The 22,508-nt window shown below is 45.8% G+C and carries 3 protein-coding genes; all 3 read right to left on the reverse strand.

The window, feature by feature from the left end; genetic code table 11:
- Positions 1 to 31: 31 nt before the first annotated feature.
- From ABIE50_RS21245 to ABIE50_RS21255, 3 genes are read right to left on the reverse strand one after another with little or no spacing between them, the layout of a single operon-like run.
- Complete coding sequence (locus ABIE50_RS21245) at positions 32 to 9,538, reverse strand: non-ribosomal peptide synthetase (protein ID WP_209859915.1); 9,507 nt, start codon at positions 9,536 to 9,538, stop codon at positions 32 to 34.
- A gap of 24 nt (positions 9,539 to 9,562) precedes the next feature.
- Complete coding sequence (locus ABIE50_RS21250) at positions 9,563 to 15,325, reverse strand: type I polyketide synthase (RefSeq protein WP_209859914.1); 5,763 nt, start codon at positions 15,323 to 15,325, stop codon at positions 9,563 to 9,565.
- Positions 15,315 to 22,481, reverse strand: coding sequence for a non-ribosomal peptide synthetase (locus ABIE50_RS21255; protein ID WP_209859906.1), 7,167 nt, complete (start codon positions 22,479 to 22,481; stop codon positions 15,315 to 15,317). Before ABIE50_RS21255 ends, ABIE50_RS21250 begins: the two co-directional genes overlap by 11 nt.
- Positions 22,482 to 22,508 lie beyond the last annotated feature (27 nt).

A 22,508-nucleotide genomic window follows, 5' to 3' on the forward strand; every position in this document is an offset into this window, starting at 1 on the left:
TTAAGATGGACAAATTGGTAATTACAATCAATTATACTTGAGAAAGCGCCAGCTGATGTACGCTGCTTTCAAGATTTTCCGCTATTTCATAAAACTGTTGCGTAATAAAAAGAGGGACCGGCAGCGAAACGTGGTATATCTTTTCAATTCTGGTCAACATGCTGATCAGGGTGATAGAGTTTCCTCCCAGGTCAAAAAAGGAATCATTGCGACGAATGTTACCAACTCCCAGTATTTCCTTCCATAGTGCAGCAAATGTCAGCTCAAAAGGGGTAAACGCCGGATCATCTGCAGCTATGTCATTTGTTATTTCATATCCTTCCAACAAATTCCTATCTATTTTTCCGTTACTGTTTACGGGCAAACTGCCCATTCGCACATAACGGTCGGGAATCATATAAGCGGGTATTTTTCCCAGCAGGTGTTGCCTGATCATCCGGGGTTCCAATTCCACATGGCAAACATAGAAACAAACCAGGCTTCCTTCCCCCATCTCCCTTTTGAACACGACCGCAGCAGCATCCAACTGATCGTATTGTAGCAGGCTATTTTCTATCTCCGCCAGTTCTATCCTGAATCCTCTGACTTTTACCTGCTTATCTCTTCTTCCGATATATTCAATAGTACCATCCGGTAATCTCCTGCCAATGTCGCCAGATTTGTATCTCAGCTTTTGACTACGCGCATCTACTGCAAAGGACTGTCTGGTTTGTGTGTCATTTTTCCAATACCCCAGTGCCAGGTAATCGCTTTCGTATACTATTTCACCTTCCCCGTAGACAGGCGCTTCTTCCCCTTCATTGTCAAGAATCAGCACTACCGTGTCATCTACAGGTACACCCACGGATACCACATCTCTATCAATACGTGAATGTTTATCGATAACATTTTGCAGCGTCACCGTCGATTCCGTTGGGCCTAATCCGTTTATAAAAAGGCAATCATCCCGGAAATGATCTTTATAGGCTATCACATCCTGCCTGTATACGGCCTCTCCTCCCATTACCACCCACCTTACTGATGGCAATACTTCTCCGGTTTGCAGTGTTTTGTAAAGTTGCCGGTATAAATTGGGAACCGCGTGGAATATGGTTATATCCTGGTTAACCATCCATTCTTTCAGCCGGTGCATGTTGCCATCAGTCATTACGTCGTAGGGATACAGGCAGGCCCCATTTAACAGGGCGCCAAAAATATCCATTACTGCCGCGTCAAAACAATAGGTGGCAAAAAGCGTCAGCCTGTCCTCCGTCTGTATTTGCAGCCTGTTTGTATAAACACGACAGAAATGCAGCACATTCCGGTGGGACTGTATTACCCCTTTGGGTTCGCCGGTAGATCCCGAAGTAAACAATATATATGCAGTTGCATCATGGGATATATCCAGGTCCGGATTCGCTACATTACCAGCGGGAAGCTGATCAATGCAGATGATTTGCGCGCCACTTCTCTCTGCCAGCTGCTCTGCCAGTTTTACATGCGCGGTATCTGTAACAATTGCCCATGCTTCACTGCTTTTTAAAATCGTATCCAACCTGGCCACCGGGTAATTAACGTCCATTGGAATGTAACTAAAAGGAGATTTCAGTACGCCCATTATTGCCACTATTGAATAAATACGATGGGAAGTGAGCAAGGCGATGTTCCCGGTTTGCTTCCCTCCGGCAATACTTAGGATATAATTTGCCAGGCGGTTCACCTGTTGATTCAATTCATGGTATGTCATCCGGCTATTATTCCAGACGATAGCAGTTCTTTCTCCAAAGTTAGCGACCTGTTGTTCAAAACGCGCTCCTATCGATTGATAGATGGCTTCCTTTGCAAAAACCGGTGGATGAGCGGGGATATCTTTCTCCTGACCGGTTACCATCAGATCATGAAACAACCGATAGTCTTTGATAGGTCTATGGGGATCTGATGCAATGTCCGTCAACAAACGGTTAAATTCCTGCAATAAGTATTGTATCGTTTGCGGCCGGAACAGGTGAGACTTATATACGCAGGTAATATTGATATCTCCTTCCTGCTCTGATATATAAAATGATATCGCATACTTGGCCTGAACATGATTTGTATCTACAGGTGAAAAAGTCAGGTCCGCAATACCATTATCGATGCCGGTAGTAAAATTGAGGAAGTTTACATAGACATCAAACAGCGGGTCGCGCCCTTCCACTCTTGCCGGCTTAATATCTTCCAGCAGTTGTTCAAACTGATAGTCGGCATGCTCCATCGCAAGCGACAGGCCTGCCTGTACTTCTTTCAGAAAACTGAGCATCATTTTCCGGGCTGCCGGATAATTTCTCAGTGGCAGCAGGTTGAGATATACACCGATCTGCCCTTCCAGGTCTGCGTGATTCCTGTGTTCAAAAGGAACACCAATTACCACATCTTCACTACGACAACATTTCGAAAACAATATATTAAAGGCCGTTAACAGCAGGCTAAAAATGGTTACCTTTTCTTTTGTGACCAATTCTTTCAATGGGGTTACAATCGAGGCTGGTATTGTTAAATCGGCCTTTGCACCGCCAGCATCCACCGTTGCACCGGAAGAAAAATCAACCGGCAATTCCAGCGCAGGTGGCATCTCCTCAAACATTGTCTGCCAGTATGTCCGCTGCTGCTGCAACAGGGAATGAGCTGTATTTACCAATTGCCAGTTGGCAAAATCCTTGTACTGAATGGAAAGTGGCGCCAACTCTTTACCAGCATACAAATCAATAAATTCCCTGATAAAAATTGATCCGGATGTTCCATCGGAAATAATATGATGCATATCATGCAGGATAAGATGACTTCCATCAGCTAATTTCACCAGGCTTACACGCAGTGGAATGGACTGATCGAGCTGAAATGGCCGGACAAATGCCTTCATCAGTTCTTCAATAGCTGTATCTGAATCCCGGTGATCGAGATATTCGATATGGAATGCTGATGCAGGCGTCACCACCTGGTACATCTCTCCATCCTTAAAATGAAATAATGTTCTTAATATTTCATGCCTTTTCAGCAAAGCCGATATAGCGCCGGTGAAACGTTCCACGTCCAGATTTCCGGACACTTTAATAGCACCGGGCATATTATAGCTGATGTCATTCCTGTCCAACATGCTAAACGCCAGCAGTCTTGCCTGGGCACTAGACAGTTTATAGAACTCTTTCTTTTCAACCGGTTTAATGGCCCTGAACCTTACCAGCGTGGCAGCCCTGATCAATCCCAGCTGCCCTTTAAGCGTAGGTGCATGCAAAATTTGCCGTACCTCCAGCTTAACCTGACATTGCTTCAGTATTTTTGATACCAGCATAATGGCGCTGATGGATTGCCCACCTAATTCGTAAAAGTTACTATGCATCGAAATACGGCTCTCCGGTATCTGCAGAATACCTCCCCAGATACTTCGCAGTGTCAATGCCAGTGGATCTGTTATTTCTTCCTCCACGGATAAAGAAATGCCATCGGGAATGGTCAAAGGGTCGGGCAGCCTTTTCCGGTCTACCTTCCCATTGATATTCAGTGGAATCTCCTCCAATCTGATAAAATAGGAAGGAATCATGTAAACAGGTAAACATTGCTCCGCATATTGCAGGAATGTTTTGAATGCAATTGTTTCATCGGATCTGTAATAGACTACGATGCCGGTGGTACCGTCTTCTCTTTTGAAGGTATCTACATGCAGCTCCCCAATATGCTCCATTTGCGACAACTGCGCGGCGATCTGCCGGAGTTCTACGCGGTACCCCCTGATCTTTACCTGGTCGTCCAAACGGCCGAGATAGGCCAGCTCTCCATTCTCAAGCAGTTTTCCCATATCACCGGTTCTGTAAACCCGGATGCCGCCCAGACGGGGCAATGTTATAAACTTCGCACGGGTCTGATCCGGGTCGGTATAGCCACGGGCAAGTTGGATACCGGCGATGCAGAGTTCTCCCTTAATACCCACCGGTAATATCTCATTATGCGCATTCAGCAAAAAGACAGTGGTATTGTCTATGGGAACGCCTATGCTGATAGGCGCCAATTCATCTTTTATCTCTTTAATGCAACAACCGACGGTGGCCTCCGTAGGACCATACTCGTTATAGATTAACATATCCGCTCTCATTCCCCTTAATATCTCCACATGCCGTGGCATCACTTCCTCTCCGCCGAGTATTACTCCTGTCACAGCCGTTTCCTTAAGCGGCAGGTGTGCCAGTATGTCTACGTGTGAGGGGGTAAGTTTAACAAGATTAATTGCCGAGGGAGCATTGAAAACATCCGTTAATATATCAGAGATATGCCTGTCCTGACTATAAACAATCAATTTATCCGCCCGTAAAAGGGTGGTAAAAATGCAGGTAAGAGTAAAATCAAAGGAGACAGGTGTAAAAAGGCCCATTGTAAATCCCCGGTCTCCTTTACAGTAAAAACGATTAGCCCAGTCCAGGTAATTCATAAAGCCGGCATGTTCAATCATTGCTCCTTTAGGCTGTCCTGTAGAGCCTGATGTGTAAATAATATACGCCAGGTCATCCTGTTGGTATAGGATCGTTTCACTTGTATCCGTACCGTCGATTGATTCTGTTATGTCAAAAACAGGGCATTCGGGATGATTCTTATATCGTTCACCCAGGGATGTGTCTGTAATGAGTAACTTCACCGCTGCATCTTTCATAATAAAGCGGATCAATTCCTCCGGCAATTCGGGATCAATTGGTACAATTACCAGGTTGGCCTTCAGAATAGCCAGCATGCTTAACACCAGATACGGAGATCTTTTCAACATTACCGCCACCCTGTGTTGCGGGATTAAAGCGTACCTGCTGACCAGCAGGCCGGACATGGCTCCTGCTTTCCTTTCCAACTGTTCATAAGTCAATGTCTCATCATCGAATATTACTGCGGGATCATGCCGGTACTCCTGAGCGATTCTCTTAAACGTTTCATAAAAGGTAGCTTTACCCATCACTTTCCGTGGACCTGAAAGTTGCCTGATTATTTCTTCTCTTTCTCTGTCTGCAAGTAATTGCACGTTATTTGCCGACCGGCCAATCTGATCTACCATTGACAGGAAATAGTCTCTGAACCGCTCTATTGTTTCCTTCCTGAAACAACCTTTATTATACTCAAAACTCAAATGAATATTTCCGCCACTATTTTCAATATACAGCCCCAGATTAAATTTCGCCACGTCGCTTCTAAGCGGCAACAGCTCCCAACCATCTGCATTATTCTTATCCTCATCGTTGTCTGTTGAATAAAACGAACAGGCAACATCAAAGAGCAGATTACTACCCGCCGGCCGTTCGATCTGTAATTTGTCCGCCAATGCATCATATGGGTAAGCACTATGTTCCATACCTTCCAGCAGAACATCAAAAATTGCTTTCACCTGCGAAGGGAACCCTAAGCTGCTGTCTATCTTTAATTTCAATGGCAGTAAATTAACGATCGGTCCTGCCACGTTTTCTTCGTCTACATGGTTTCTGCCGCTCTGTGTAACCCCGATCATCATTTCATCCTGCCCTGTCAGCCTGGATAAGAGAATAGAAAAGACGGATAAGCATACAGAGAACAGGCTTACATGCCCCTTTTCTGCTATTCCTGCTAACACCTGGTTCTGCTCCCGTGTCAGGGAAAAATGCAGGTTGTTACCGGTATAATCTCTGCTTTTGTTTTCAAAATCGTAGGGAAGGTCCATTACAGGAATGCCACCACTAAGCCTTCCCAGCCAATATGCTTCATGTTCGGCCATAGCTGCGGAATTCCGGTTGTATCGTTCCCATTCACTATAGTCTTTATATTGAATAGCCCGTTTTGGAACAGGAGTACCGGATAGCATACTCACAAAATCATTAATCATTACCCGGATTGAAAGTCCGTCGGCAATAATATGATGCATATCAACAAACAAAAGCTGTCCTTCTCTTTCATTATGGATCCATCCCAATCTCAGCAATGGTCCATTCTCAAGATCAAAGGGACGGATCATTTCTTCTGCCGGGCCATTGTGGCGGATAATTTCGGGAACAAGCGCTTTATCCAGCAGCTGTACCGGCTCATCGTCCACCATTACGAAACGTGTTTTTAATATTTCATGGACTTGCATCAGGGAATAAAAAAGATCCACTATTGCTGATTCCGCTACGGGTTGGTTTATACGAAACAGAAATGGCATGTTATACGCCGTAGATCCCTGATTGCTGATCTGCCATAAATATATTCTTCGCTGTGCAGACGATAACCGGTAGTATTCTTTTTGCTCTGCGGGCTTTATTCCCCGGTGGAAAGCATCTTTCTTCGCTTTTCCAAGGAATAAAGCGGACGCGCCAATGGTGGGGTTTCGGAAAAAATCTGTTAGTGAGCATCTTGTTGTATACTGTTCATTTATTTTAGAAAGTACGGCAATAGCTGTCAGTGAATGTCCTCCGAGCGAGAAAAAATTTGTATCTACCCCAATTAATTTCTTGTCGATTGCCAGTACCGCAGCCCATATCTCCTGCAATGTTTTTTCATAGGCTGTTACAGGTGCTGTTACGACCTGGCCACCTGTCATATTGGGTAGCGGCAATACTTTCCGGTTTACTTTTCCGCTGGCGCTCAACGGAATTTCATCCATGGGTACGAAGAAGACCGGCACCATGTATGCGGGAATGACCTTTGACAGGCAGGCCCTGATGCCATCTTCCCGGATGGATGGATCACCGGTATAATACGCACATAATGTTACTTCATTGCCCATTACCTGGCCCACCACCACTGCATCATCAATACCTGGTACCTGTCGGAGATGATATTCTATCTCACCTGGTTCAATCCTGTATCCGCGTATTTTAAGCTGATGATCTATCCTCCCCAGAAACTCAACATTTCCGTCACTGCGCCAACTGGCCAGATCGCCGGTACGATAGATCCGTTTTTTCAATTGCTGGTTATATACAAACCGTTCTGCGGTGAGTGCCTCATTGTTCACATAGCCCGCAGCGAGATTTTCCCCGCCAATACATAGCTCTCCTGCCACACCCAATGGCTGTTGTATTCCAAATTCATTCAGGATATGTAGCGTGGTGTTATGTATTGGCTTCCCGATAGGTATAGTTTCATAATTATTTTCATGAAAACACTCGTAGCAGGTAACATCAATTGTTGCCTCGGTAGGACCATACAAATTCACTAACCGCGGCCATGAATCACCCGGGTAGGTCTGCTTAAATTTATTTACTATTTCAGGAAGAAGCGCTTCACCACTGGCGAAAACCCACTTTAGGGTAGCAGGCATGAAGTTACCGGTAGCTGCCATGAATGATTTCAGCATAGCCGGAACAAAATGGACAACCGTAATCGCATCCCGTTTCATATGCTCCATAATAGCATATGGCTCTCTCTCCTCCAAATGTGGCAGAACAGAGACGGTACCTCCGGCGATCGCCCACCAGAAGAGCTCCCATACAGACACGTCAAAGTTTACCGGGGTCTTATGAAGTATGACATCGTTTTCTCCTAATGGATACTCGTGTTGCATCCAGTTCAGGCGATTCATCAACGACTGATGCCGGATCATGACACCTTTGGGCACCCCGGTAGAACCGGATGTATACATGATATAAGCCAAATCATTGGCCTCCGGCCTGACATCTTCTACTGCATCTTCATCGCAGGTATGTGAAAGTAAGTCTATCACCACCGGGAAATCTGTTGAATGCTGACCACATACCAGCATCAGCACAGCGTTACTATCCTTCAACATAAACAGGGCCCTTTCTTCCGGTAAGGACGGGCTCACCGGCAGATAGACCGCGCCTGCTTTGAGTATGCCATAAACACCGAGCAGGAAATGCACTCCTCTATCCATGTAAAGCGCTACCACATCATTTTTCCGGACTTGCTTTGCCAGCAGGGCGTTGGCAATACTATTTGTCTGCTTATTGAACTGTTCATAGGTCATCTTTACATCGCCGCTGATAAGTGCCGTGTGATGCGGATTGCGCTGCACCTGCTCATAAAACAAATCGAGCACTGTTTTATCCCGGTCGAAAGCAACGGCTGTTTCATTAAAACCAGCAATAACAGACTTCTCCGATTCTGGTACAAAATCAATCCATCCCAAAGGAATATCCGGCAATTGGTTGATACTACCGAGAATATTCAGAAAATAACCGGCGTAGCGCCTCACCGTATCTGCCTTAAATATAGAGGTCGCATACTCAAACCTCAAATCAAACCCTTGCGCTGTTTCATCAACAAACAAACTAAGGTCCATCTTAGACGAGTTACCATCCAGTTCATAATCCTGTAGCTTAAAGCCAATATCTTCCTTTGCCCCGCTGCCCTGGAAGTTCAGGGCGAACATTACATCAAAAAGTGGATTTCTGCTCACATCCCTGTTAATGCGGAGCTCGTTCACCAGCTCTTCATAAGGGTATTCCTGGTGATCCAGCGCACGTACTACCTTTTGTTTTATCTGTTGTAAATAGTCAGAATATGTCTGATTCCCGTTTAAGCTAATCCTTAAGGGCAACGTATTGATAAAAACACCCGCCATGCCATGTTGATCCACAGATGATCTGCCACTGACAGGTGTTCCGATGACGATATCCGTTTCATTACTTAGTCTGGATAACAGTATGCCAAACACCGACAGGAAAAACATATAAGGTGTGCAATCTGCCTCGTCCATTACCTGCTTTATCCCTATAGCCAGTGAGCTGTCAACGGAAATATTTACTATACCGCCGTTATACGATTTAATTTCCGGTCTTTTGAAGTCTGATGGCAGCTCCAATACAGGCACCTCCTGCCGGAACTCATTCAACCAGTAATTTTTCTGGCCGGCTAACATGCCTGCATTCATCCTGAATTGCTGCCACATGACAAAGTCTTTGTACTGGAGCTGTTGTTGAGACAACACCGCGCCCCTGTACAATTGAATAAATTCTTTCACCAGGTTGTCAAAAGAGATGGCATCCGTAATAATATGATGCATATCCACCAATAATACCGGGCTGCTACCGGTAATTACCCCCACACGCACCAGGGGGGACTGCGTCAGATCAAATGGTCTGACAAAACAAGACATCACCTGTTCTACCTCCTGTCCGGCTGCATATTCCTCCACATTTACCGGTGGTTGTTTTTCGATCATCTGCACAGGCGTATTGTTTACCATCCCGAAAACTGATCTCAACACCTCGTGACGCTGCACCAGTTCACGCAAGGCATCATTTAACAGGGCAATATCAATAGCCCCGTCCACGGCTGCAGCTAAAGGTATATTGTAGGCGAGCGACTGCGCATCAAGTTGGTGCAGGAGATATATCCTTTTTTGTGCAGATGACAGAGGGTAGTATTCCCTTTTTTCTGCAGGTTTCATTGCCACAAACTGACCGGCTGATGTCAGTGCAGTCAGGTACTCCAGAATGGCTGGTTTATGTAATTTCAAAGTGGCCAGTAAAGAGGCAGTGAGGTTGTTTTCAGGATCAATTACTTCAAAGCCATCACTCCTGGCTTTCAACCTGATTCTATTGTCTGCTAACGTGGTAAAAAGTTCATCCAGCATTGTACCTGCGGTTTAATTGCCATTTTAGAAACTAAGATTATTCAATTCACGTTGGGTTGCTTCAGATAGCTTCCTGGTAAATGATCTCTCCAGCGGATTTATTGCTCCAATACGAATGTCTCCATTCGATAAGATCTCCCTTAACATTTTTAAATAGTAGGCGCTGAAAGCTTCAGCCGTTTCCTTACGGAACAACCGAACATTGTATTCTATCATAAAGTCTATGTGCGCTTTATCTTGATTGACCTGTAAAGTGAGATCCCATTTTGCGGAAGCATAGTTATAGTCAAACGGTTCAAATTGTAATTCATGCAAACGCAGCTCCTCTCCTTCCACATTCTGAAGCACAAACCATACATCAAAGAGTGGCGTTCTGCCGGCATTCCTTGAAATGAACAAATCATCCACCAGCTGTTCGAACGGATAGTCCTGATGTTCGAAAACATGCAGCACTGTTTCCTTCACCTGCTCCAGGAAAGCAGAAAAGTTATCCTCTTCATTAGGTTGCAGTCTTAATGCCAGCGTATTTACAAACATGCCAATCATATCCTGGGTTTCCAGCCGGGATCTTCCTGAGGTCGGGGAACCGAGTATGACATCATCACTTCCGCTCAGCTTGGCCAGCAGTATGGCATAAACAGCCAGGGTAAACATATATAGCGTGCAGCCTCTTTCTTCGCAAAATGCCAGGATACTTTGATTCTCTTCAGGGGTCAGCGAAAATGATATTCTATCTCCAACAAATGTTTTCACAGGTGGTCTTGGAAAATCATATGGTAAATCGATCACCGGCAATATACCGGCAAATGTTTCCAGCCAGAAGCGGCGATGAGGCTCCATTCCCCCCTCCCGTACCATTGTGTGCTGCCATGTTGCATAGTCTTTATACTGGATCTCCAGGGGGGGTAGTGTTCCCGATGAAAGCAGCACCTGAAGCTCCCGGACAAAATTTCCGAAGGAGACCTCATCTGTGATCAGGTGATGCATATCTATTGCAAGAATAGCTACATTATCTTCTTCTTCGAGGTCAAAAAGCCCGATCCTTAAAAAGGGTGGTTGCTCCATATCAAACGGCCGGATAAAGTCGCTCACCTGAGCTGCTATCTCCTGGTTGGAAATTGCTTTACGGGAGATGCTGAAATATTGTTTTTCCATCACCTGCTGAACAGGTTGCTCTCCCATTAAATATATGCGTGTGCGTAACACCTCATGCCTCTCCAGGATCACATTTATTGCGCGTTCGATGGCTGCTGCATCAATTTTTCCGGTGACCTTAAAAATCTGACTTTCATTATAGGCTGTACTCCCGTCATTCATCTGCTGCAGCACAAACTGTTTATGCTGGGCGGAAGAAACGTGATAGTATTCTTTTTTCTCGGCTATCGGAATTCCCCTGTAAATGATTGTACCATCTTTGCCGATATACTCACTGACAAGGGCTATTGTTGGGTGTTTAAAGAAAAAATCCACCGGCACATTAGCGGATAACTTCTTTTGAATTTTTGCGATCATCATGAGCATTTTCAGGGAGTTACCACCCAGTTCAAAGAAGTTATCATTTATCCCGATTTTGGTATATCCAAATGCTTCCGTCCAAATTTCCGCCAGTGCTTTCTGCAAATCCGAAACCGGTGCTTTATATGGCACCACCATTTCCGGACGGTCATCTCCTGTGCTGGTATTTACTGCGGTAGTGGTATTAGCCGCGGAAAAGTCTGTATTAATCCACTTCTCCAAACGCGCATCGAGATTGGTCATTGATACCACGACCTGATTTAACCCGGTATCGGATAATATCCATGACAGTGCCTCTTTTGCTTCTGCTTCATCCAGCAGGCCGTCTTCCGGCGTTTCACTCCACCCATCCCAATTCACTGTTATCCAGCGGGTCTTTCCTTTTTCGTTTTCCAGCAACACCAGGGTATCCAGCATTGCATTGGCGGCAGCATAGGCATAAAAGCCCACCCCACCAAGGAACGACGCAAGGGAAGAAGTTGCGAGTACAAATTCTGTGGGGATTTCCTCGGTAATAGAAGCCAGGTTCATCCATCCTTTTACCTTTGCATTAAACTGGGTGGCAATATCTTTCTCTGTCATTGACAGGATGCCTGTTTCAGTGGACTTGTCATTTGATAAACCTGCGGCATGTATAATACCACTGATTGCTCCGAATTTCCCGACGCAATCTTCCAGGCAATATTTTAAAGAAGCCTTATCTGCTACGTCTGCCTGTGCATAATACAGGCGACTCCCTGTTGGGTCTAACCGATGAAAAGCAGCTGCCAATTCTTTTTCTTTTGTGCCGGAACCTGCTGCAGATTCACGAAGGCTCAGCTGTCTTCTTCCCAGAATCACCACTTTGGTATCGGGATAATCAAGCAGGAAAGCAGCGTGCCCCAGTCCAACCGTACCGGTTCCCCCGGTGATGATATAAGTTCCGCCCTGCTTTACATAAGCAGATGCCGGCGCGCGGTCTATTTTAACTTTTCTGAATCCAAGTGTCCAGCGTAAGCCGTTTCTGATAGCTACAACCCTATCTTTGGAGATCATACCCAGTTCACTCCGTATGGCCCTGCACGTAGCCGGAAACTTTCCATCTATATCTATCAGTTGACAGGATAGTGAAGGAAATTCCTGTTGTATTACTTTTAGTGCTGCTACCATGGCCGATTTCTCCGGACATATGCGCTCATTTCCATTTATCCTGTGGGCATCTTCCACTAATACTTTCAATGGTATGTTGTGATGGGATTTCAATCTGTTGATGGCTTTGCATAAATAGAACAGATCATAGTATCCCCTGTTGAAAGGCCAATCATATAAAAAACCAATTTTCTGAATTCCCTGGCTATTTATCCATGTAATCATCTTTTCCCAGTCTGCAGAAGACGTCGGGTTTATTTCCAGCGTTCCATCTTTACCTTCTCTGAACTTTTCACCTTCAAAGATGCCTATACAACGTGCTGCCGGGGATACGAGGCTGGCAGTCAGCAACAGGTCAGTGGTAAAAATGATCCATGTCAGTTCTTCATCAAGGGGAGTACCATGCAGGAGACCCTGCTGCCAGGCGGGATAGTTGAAACAATCTCCGATGGGCAGACGGCGGTCGGTCAATCCGGCGGTAAACAGTTCAAAGGGATTTTCATCAATCCAGTATCGCTTGCGTTCAAATGGATAGGTAGGCAATGGTATTCTTTTTACCTCGATGTCTTCGTAACCGGCTGCCCAGTTTATTTCCATCCCATAAAGCCAGAGCTCTGCAATTTTATCGAGCCAGTATATTTCATCCGGCACATCATCCTTAGGATGCCGGAGCAGGTTCACTATATGCTGGGATGGTTTTCTGGACTGATGTCCTCTGATAAACGCGGACAATGTGTTGCCGGGCCCAACCTCCAGGAAGATGGACTGTTCATTTTTCAGCAATACGTCTACCCCATCTTTAAATCGCACCGTCGCTAAAATGTGCTGGCTCCAGTATTGAGCGGAGGTCGCGGCTTCATTGTCGATCCAGTTGCCGGAAATACTTGAGATAAAAGGAATTTCCGGTTCTTTCAATTCAATATCATTGAGAAATATTTCGAATTCAGCGACAACAGATTTCATCATAGCGGAATGGGAGGCATGGGAAGTGGGTAGCCTGGCAGAAGGATAGCCGATAGCTCCCAACATACTTTCAAAAGCTTCAATTTCTTCCTCTTCACCTGCTACTACACAAAGGTCATGGGTATTAACCGCCGCTACATCCAGCATATAACCATTCAATAATCCCCGCAATTCCTGCTCAGCTACCAGTACACTTAACATGGCGCCATGAGGCATTTGCTGCATGATCCTGCCTCTGAAAACCACTATCTTCAGTGCCTCTTCCAATCCCATAACACCTGCAATACAAGCAGCCACGATCTCTCCAAGACTATGCCCTATCATGGCAACAGGTGCTCCGATCCACCTGATCATCAATCGGGCAAGGGCATATTCCACCATGAACAACAGTGGCTGCGCATGAATAGTGGCTTCCACATCTTCTTCCTTTCCAAATAAAATATCCAGGATTTTATTTCCCCTGATTTGATCAATTATTGCTGCACATTTGTCGATCTCCTGAGCAAAAAATTTGTTGCTGTCATATAGTCCCCGGGCCATATTTACATACTGCGCGCCCTGCCCGGGAAACAGGAATACCGCCTTTTTCTTGTCCGATAGGGCATTAAATGTATTTACAGCATCGCTATCGCCGCTTTCCAACCGGGTCACCGCTTCTGCTATCGAACTGCATAAGATCGTTCTCCTGTAGGGAAAAGTTGTCCTGCCTGTTTGCAGCGTATATGCCAGGTGATCCGGATTTACATCGGGATGTTGTTTTAAAAATGTGGTGAGCTGTGTAGTGTACATATCCAATGCCTCCGCAGATCTTGCGGAAATGGTCAGCAAGCGGGAAGATTTTTCCGCAACAGGTATATTCACTGCAGGTGCTTCTTCCAAAATTACATGCGCATTTGTGCCTCCTATTCCAAAAGAACTGACACCGGCCCTTAAAGGCCCTTTCTGAGACGTCCATTCCCTCAATTCATTATTTACATACATGCTACTTCCCTCCATTTCCAGTTCCGGGTTTGGCTGCTTAAAATGCAAACTGGGAACAAGCATCTTATGTTGCAGGCAAAGAACGGTTTTAATAAGTCCTGCAATTCCTGCAGCAGCGTCGAGGTGTCCTACATTGGTTTTAACAGAGCCGATAGCCCAGGGCGTTTGCCTGTTATGTCCATACGCTTTCTTCAACGCTTCCACTTCAATAATGTCTCCCAGCCTGGTACCGGTGCCATGTGTTTCCACATAGGTAACATCTGCAGGATCTACCTTACCGAAAGCCAGTGCCGACCTGATGGCAGCATGTTGTCCCTGTATGCTGGGAGCCGTATAGCCAACCTTCAGATTCCCGTCGTTGTTGATAGCACTTCCTTTTATGATTGCATGTATGTGGTCTCCATCTGCCAGCGCCTTTTTAAGTGGTTTCAATAATATAACGCCACAGCCTTCGCCTCCGATGGCTCCCGTGGCAGCTGCATCAAATGCTTTACAATGCCCGTCGCGGGAGGTAATCATTCCATCCTGGTATAAATAACCCAATTCATTGGTATAGTTGATTCCCACTCCACCGGCAATTGCCATCTCACACTCCCCCAACAGCAGCGACCTCGATGCCAGATGTATAGCCACCAGGGAGGTGGAACAGTTGGTATGAAGGGTCAGGCTGGGGCCAGTCAGATTAAGGCGGTAAGATAATAGCTTAGCCATAGAATCCTTGGTATTCAGTTGTCCGCCTTCAAACCCACCGAACTCCATCAGCTTTCCTGACGCCTCGGTCAGTACTTCCCAATAGTAACTGGAAGTGGCACCTGCAAAAACGCCGATACGCCCTTTATACGCAAGAGGGGAATATCCGGCATCCTCCAATGCTGTCCAGGCCACCTCATGGAATATCCTGATCTGAGGATCCAGTAATTCTGCTTCTTTGGGATTATATCCAAAGAAAGCTGCGTCAAAATAAGCCTTATCAGACAGCAGCCCTCCTTTGCAGGGCACGAAATTTTTATTTTTCGACAGCATACTAGCCTCCCTGGAGCCTGCGATTTCTTCTGCTGTTGAAAAAGAAACAGATTCTACGCCTTCCTTCAGGTTGTTCCAGAACTCCTCGTAATTGGCAGCGCCAGGAAGCTTTATGCTCATCCCTATTATTGCAAGTTCCAGCCCGGTGTACCCAGCTTTATTGGTGTCATTCCCCATTTCCTATCAGGTTTAATGTTTCTGTTAACATGTTAACGCCTTCCTCTTCCATCGCACTTTTCAGATCATGCGAAGGCAAGCTATCAGATTGAAGATGCCTGCAAAATGTTTCGATCGTTGGAAACTCAAAGAATTTGGCGATGGTGATATTTTTCTTGATGGCGGCCAACACTTTATTCTTTATATGCATGATCTTGATGGAGTCACCTCCTATCCCGAAAAAATTATCTGTCACACTGATCTCTGCTGGTTGCCGGACGAGTACCTCTCCCCAGATAGCAGTCAGCAATATTTCCAGGTCATTTTCTGCCAGTCGTCCTGCTGCGGACACGTGTACGGCGGGTACTGGCAGCAGTCTTTTGTCTATTTTACCATTGGGACTTAGCGGAAACTGTTCCATCTGCACATAATTATCCGGGATCATATGCGGAGGCAGGATTTTTATCAACTGCTCATTGATAACCGCAGCTGGTATTTCATCTGCTGCTATATAATATGCGCAAAGCCTCATTGGTTTTCCTTTTTGGCCGATTGTTGTCACCAGTGTATTCCTGATACCCGGGCACTTCATCAATGCATTTTCAATCTCTCTTGGTTCTATTCTGAACCCTCTTATTTTCACCTGCTCATCTCCTCTTCCGAGGAACGAAATATTGCCGTTATCGAGCCAACTGCAACGATCCCCTGTTTTATACATTTTGCCGCCCTTCTGGTAGGGATTGTCAATGAAACGCATGGCGGTCAGCTCCTCTTTCCCCAGGTATCCCTTTCCTACCCCTCTGCCGCCTATATATAATTCACCGGCCACTCCTGCTGGTAACAGGTGCAATTGCTCATCCAGTATATACATTTCCATATTGGGCATCGGGAGACCAACAGGCACCTGGTCATCCGGCATGAAGCCGGAAAGGTCGCCTTCAAAATAACTAGTATCGATAGTTGCCTCTGTCACGCCATAAGAATTAATCACCCTCACTTGTGGTCCATAAAAAGCAGTCACCTTTCTGAATTCATCCACCCGGCACACATCCGCCCCAAATATCAGCATACGCAGTGATGGTGTTTCCAGGCGCTGTTCCATGATAAAATCCATCAATGGAATAACCAGTGACGGAGTTGCTTCAAATATGCTGATGGACTCTTTGCGGATCAACTGATATACCTGTGCAGGATCCAGTCGCGCTTCCTGCGGGCAGATCACCATTTTCCCCCCGTTCAGTAATGCCCGTGAAAGGTCGCCTGAAAAAACGTCGAAGGCAACACTCGCCATTTGCAATAATGAAACCGGCATGCTGGCCAGCCCGTAACATTTACGCCACGCATAAGTTGCATTCAGAAACTGCTGCTGCTGCACCATCACGCCTTTAGGCACTCCTGTTGACCCCGAAGTATAGATCAGATAAAGCAGATCTTCCGTTGTATTAAGAATAGCCGGGTTTTCTCCAGAACAGGTCATCACTTCCGCATTACCAGGATCCACTGCATTTTCATGCCATTGATACTGTTTGCTGTTTGTCAGCAGTAAAACAGTCTTACTGTCCTCCAGCATATAGCGTACACGGGAATCAGGGTAAGTCGGATCAACCGGCAGGTATGCCCCCCCCGCCTTTATAACGGCCAGCACAGCTATCACCATGTCCATTGACCGGTCTATGCATATACCCACTACCTGACCTGGTGTTATCCCCTTTGCACGCAGGTAGTGCGCCAGCCTGTTGGCCTTTATGTTCAGCTCTTCATAGGTAAGACTTCCCTCTTCGTATACGAGTGCCGGTTCCCTTCCATGAAGCATTACCTGCTCCTCAAAAACCTCCTGCACCAGCTTGTCCTGCTCAAAAGGTACTTTTTCTCCGGCCGACAGCTGCAGTAGTTGTCTGCGCTCTTCCTCCGTGGTTAATTCCAGGTCCATGACAGCTACTTCTGGGTTATCGATCACCTGATCGATAAGGCCAAAAAGCCATCCGGACAACCGGTTTATGTCCTTTTCATGATAGACATGCTGATTGAAGGCCCAATCAAATTGTATTTTCTCTCCCGGAGAAACCGTAATGGTAAGGTCGTAATTGGTTTGCTCATATGCTTCTGCCCTATATATAGTAAAATCGTTACCATCCGGTTCATCTGTGCCTTTCCTGGAAAGCTCTTCCAACAACGGATAATTCTCAAACACCAGGATATGATCGATGAGCGCTGTCTTTAACAGGCTAAGCGCCTGTATTTCATTCAAAGCAATATGATGGTACTGTTCGGATTCCAGGAAGTGGTCCCGGGTTGACCGTAGCAGATCCGTAAATATTTTTCCGGCAGTATCTATTCTCACCGGTACCGTATTAATAAATAATCCCAATATGGATTCGACTCCCGGCAGATCGGCCGGCCGGCCGGATACGACAGAACCGAATACCACATCCTTCACATTGTTACATTTGGACAATAAAATGCCCCATAAAACATGCACCACCGTACTAAGGGTAACATTATTTTTTCCCGCCAGCCTATTTAATGCAGCCGTTCTCCGCTCATCCAGCTGATAGGTTATTTCCTGCTGAATAAACGCATCCGGTTCTCCGGATCTACATCCAGGCACTGTTAATTCTTCCTGATAGTCCGACAGATATTTCTCCCAGAACAACTTGCCCGTGGCAACCGGTTGTTGCGACAACCAGGTGATATAATTTTTATATGGAGATGCTGTACTTTCCTGATAGGATCCTTTACCGCTATAGTAACGATACAGCATCAGAAATTCCTCCACGATAATAGACATGCACCAGCCATCCATGAGGATATGATGGTGCGACCAGATAAACTCATACTCAACGTCGCTTACCTGGAATATATTCACCCGCATCAGGGTATCCAAAGCCAGATCAAACAACTTATTTCTGTCTGTCATTTTGAATGACTCAATCATTTCATCCGGATCGCTCGCTTCTCTGATATCGAAAAATCCGGGAATGATTTCCCGGTGCGTTAATACTACCTGTAGCGGCCTTTCCATACCTTCATGTACAAACGCCGTCCTCAATATATCGTGCCTTTCCGTGAGACTTTGCATACATTTCTGTATCACCTCTTTATCGAGCGCTCCTTTTATCCGATAGGAAATCTGTTCCAGGTAAGCACCTGAGGAAGGATTCAATAACGAAAGAAAAAGCATTCCCTCCTGCATCGGACTCAGTGGGTAAATATCCTGCACATCGTACTGTTCAAGGATATCCGACAGTTGAACTTCAGTAAGTTCTTTATACATGAAATCTGTCGGAGTCCGCACCGATCGCACCTGGCTATCGCAATGCGTTATTATGGTTTGCAGTGTTTCCTGATAAATGGTCAGCAGCAGCCGGATAGTGGCAATGGAATACAATTCCGGATTATAACTCAGCGAAATGCGCAGGCAGCCATCTTCTACGAGGCAATTGATACTGATACCGTATTGTTCTTTTAATGCGGGAGCCTGCGTATCTCCTGCAGATTCCTTTGCGATACTAAAAATTTCGTTCGTAAAGGAAGCATCAAATTCACCCAGGTAGTTAAACAGCAGATCAAATGAGGCAGGGCCAATATCTTCTCCCCGGAGATATCTGATCAGTCCATATTCGATGCCATGATGCGGTACCTTACGCAAGGATTCTTTTACGCCGGTGATAACAGAAACAATATTTTTCCTCTTCCAGGTGAACCTTACCGGGTACACCGAAGTAAACCAGCCAATGGTGCGGCTAATATCTCCTCCGATTACCTCTTCTCTCCCGTGTCCTTCCAGGTGCACAATCATGTCGTGTATGCCCCATAGTTCCTCCAGCGCACCTGATAATCCTGCCAGCATCAATTCCTGAGGGGCGGTGCCATAGCTACGATTGGCATCGCCTAAGAGCTTAGTCGTCAATAATTTATTCAGCGAAATATTCTCGGTCAGATAGCCCCCCTTTTCTACGGAGAGGGATTCTCTTTCGTCCGGAAAATCAGGGACGTCTGAAAATAACCTGCGCCAGTAACGGAGCGATTCGCTGCTAATCCCTTCCTCGCTGAATGCCTTTAACCTGTCGTTCCAGGATTTAAAAGAGTCGGTTTTCAACGGCAACGCCGATTGTTTACCTTCTTTATAACTTTTATATAAATGACAAAGATCTTCGAAGATAATCCGCCAGGAAATACCGTCAATGACCAGGTGATGCACTGATATCAGCAGACGATCACCATCGGCCAGGCGAAATAATGCCACTCTGATCAATGGTCCATCCTGCAAGTTCATACTGCGGTGCACCTCATTGCAATAACGGAGCAGATCATTACCTCCCTCCAACTGATCACGTAAGTCGTATTCCTTTATGGCAACGTCTATTTCGGATAGGTTAACCTGCCTGATCTCCTGACCGTTGTCAGAAAATACCATTCGCAGGGCGTCGTGATGTTGCACCATTTTTTCAAAGACCAGCTTTAAAACGGCCGCATCCAGTTGTTCGCCGGAGTGCAGCAATATTGCCTGGTTATAGTGATGATGGCAGGGTTCTTCTTTAAATTGCCGGAAAAAATCAATCTGCACGGGATTCAGGCGTACTGCTCCTGACACCTGCTCCTGACTGGGCATATGACCATCTATCGGCACCAGTGTAATGGCTGATTCCCTGATAGTAGGATTATTAAAAATATCCTTTACCCTGATACGGTACTTTTCACGATAGAGTTTCGATACTATCTGAATTGATTTGATGGAATCGCCTCCCAGCATAAAATAGTTATCGCGTATACTAATTTCCTGCAACCCCAGTACTTCCATCCATACTTTATGAACGGCTCGCTCTTTTTCGTTGGTAGGTACGAGTATTTCGCGCTGAGCTGGTTGCTCCGGAGCGGGCAGTGAGCTGATATCAATTTTACCATTGGAAGTAACCGGAAAACTTTCAAGCTGAATGAAGTGAGAAGGCATCATATGTCCCGGTAAACATTCCCTCATATACTTTCTTACGGCTTCCTGTGTTATTTTTTTATCCGACTGAAAATAGACGCAAATAGATTTCCTGTCCTTTTCATCCTTTCTCAAAACTGCTCTGGCAACTAAGATATCCGGCATCTTTTCCAGCACCTTCTCTATTTCACTCAGTTCTATTCTCACGCCGTTTACTTTTACCTGCCAATCTTTTCTACCGGAGAACACCAGGTTTCCATCCGGCAGCCAATAGCCGATATCGCCGGTTTTATAGATACCCATTCCCTGATACGACGTCTGATGGATTGTATGGAGCGTCAGAAAAGAATGCCTGGTTTTAACGGGATCATTCAGATATCCCTTCCCAAGACCCAGCCCACCCACATAGATCATCCCCGGTCGTCCCAGCGGGCAAAGTTTCAGATTTTCATCGAGTACCAGCAAACGAACATTCTGCAATGGCTTTCCTATCGGGATAAAATCATGCCCATCTATATTGTCCCGATCCAATATATAAGTACAAACATCATCGGACGCTTCTGCCGGGCCATATGCGTTTAATATCCGGGACGCAGGAAATGCCTCCAGCCATTTTTTTGCCAGTGGCAGGCTTAATGCATCACCGGTTGATATCAGCCATTTTAAGGAAGGGGGGCATAAGTCTTTTTCTTTTTCCAGCATATCAAGCAGGGTTTCGATATAACTGGGCACTAATTCCACTATTGTGGTTCCAATCCGATTCAGCTCACACAGAAACCTTCCGGGATCCAATATGTCATCATCTTCAATGATATGCGTTGTTCCTCCCGTTGTCAATGCCAGGAAGTATTGCATGATAAAAATATCAAAACTGCAGGCAGCCGTTTGTGCAAAAACATCCTTTGGAGAAAAATTAAGTACCTGGCATACGCCTAACAGGTGATTCTGCAGACCGGTATGCGTTAAGATGACACCTTTCGGTTGTCCGGTAGTACCGGAAGTATAAATGATATATGCAGGATCCTCCGGCAAAATAGTTTCAAATGCCCCGGACAACATGTCTGTTTCTTCCGGCTGTAATTCATCCGGCAGCAATAGTATTTGTGGTATTAACGTCTCAAACCTGCTTACAAAAATTTCAAATTTCCGGGTAGCAATCAGCAAAGCGGGGCCAGCATCCCTTATTATTTTTTCTGTTCGCTGAGGAGCCCCGGCAGGATCAAGTACACTTAATACTGCACCACACTTCAGGATGCCCAGCATGATTGCCAGTTGCTCCGGACTCCGATCACCGAAAGTCACCACTATCTGGCCATTTCTGATACCTTTCCGTTTTATTTCCCCTGCAACAACATCTGATAGCTGATCCAGCTCACGGTAGGATATACGTCGGGATCCATATACTACTGCTGCTTCCTCTGGAAATGTTGCTACACACTGGCGGAAAGCTTCCGGAAACATAGGTCCTACATCTTCCCGGACAGGCTGGTTAAATGAAGACGTAATAAGCGTTTTCTCTTTCGGGAGAATAAAATCCGCTGCCAACAATGGTTTATCCAGCTCCCGGATACACAATGAAACACTGTTCAACGCATACGCCAGCAACTGTTCCATTCTTGCTGCCGCATATCTGAGGCGGTTATATCTTAAAGACAGGCACAGGGCACCATCATTTGTGCAGAGCTGGAAGAAGAGGTTAATATCCGGGACGGTCACCGTTTCCACTTTCTGTAATGCGTCATAAGTAAAAGCGATATCAAACAATTCAGTCGTTCCCTTCTTTTCCCCCTCCTGCAACAACATTTCCATGGGAAAATGCTGATGTTCAAGAGCTGCTGATAAGTGACCGGCGATTTCATTCAGCAGTGTTTTAAAAGATTGTTGTTTATTAACGCTCAGTGGAAGTGGTATAAATTCATTCATCGTCACGTCTTCCCTGCTTCCCATTGCATGAACGCCAACAACAACCCTCTTTTCTTCCATAAAGTAGTCGAGCATATAGATAAGCCCTGATAAAAACAGGACAAATGTTCTGGATGCTTCCGACCGGCAAAATGCGGCTATCTCCGCCTGCAATTGCGGCGGTACCATTATGCTGCATACTTCATATGCAGGACTGCCGCCCGCATCCAACCGGTCGGGCATCAGCATTGATTTCCGGAAGAAAGCCCCCAGGCTTTTCTTCCAGAACAACCTGGCGGGTATATTATTCTGGAACGCCAATAACCTGGCTGATTCATCTCTCATCTTAAATGGTTTAAGGAAGAAAGTAAG

This window comes from Chitinophaga sp. OAE865 (assembly GCF_040546735.1).
In the GTDB taxonomy this organism is placed as follows: domain Bacteria; phylum Bacteroidota; class Bacteroidia; order Chitinophagales; family Chitinophagaceae; genus Chitinophaga; species Chitinophaga polysaccharea_A.

Excerpts from the sequence above, each read along its gene's own strand:
- ABIE50_RS21245 (WP_209859915.1), bottom strand. The coding sequence starts at position 9,538 with ATGCTGGATGAACTTTTTACCACGTTAGCAGACAATAGAATCAGGTTG.
- ABIE50_RS21250 (WP_209859914.1), bottom strand. The coding sequence starts at position 15,325 with ATGGGGAATGACACCAATAAAGCTGGGTACACCGGGCTGGAACTTGCA.
- ABIE50_RS21255 (WP_209859906.1), bottom strand. The coding sequence starts at position 22,481 with ATGAGAGATGAATCAGCCAGGTTATTGGCGTTCCAGAATAATATACCC.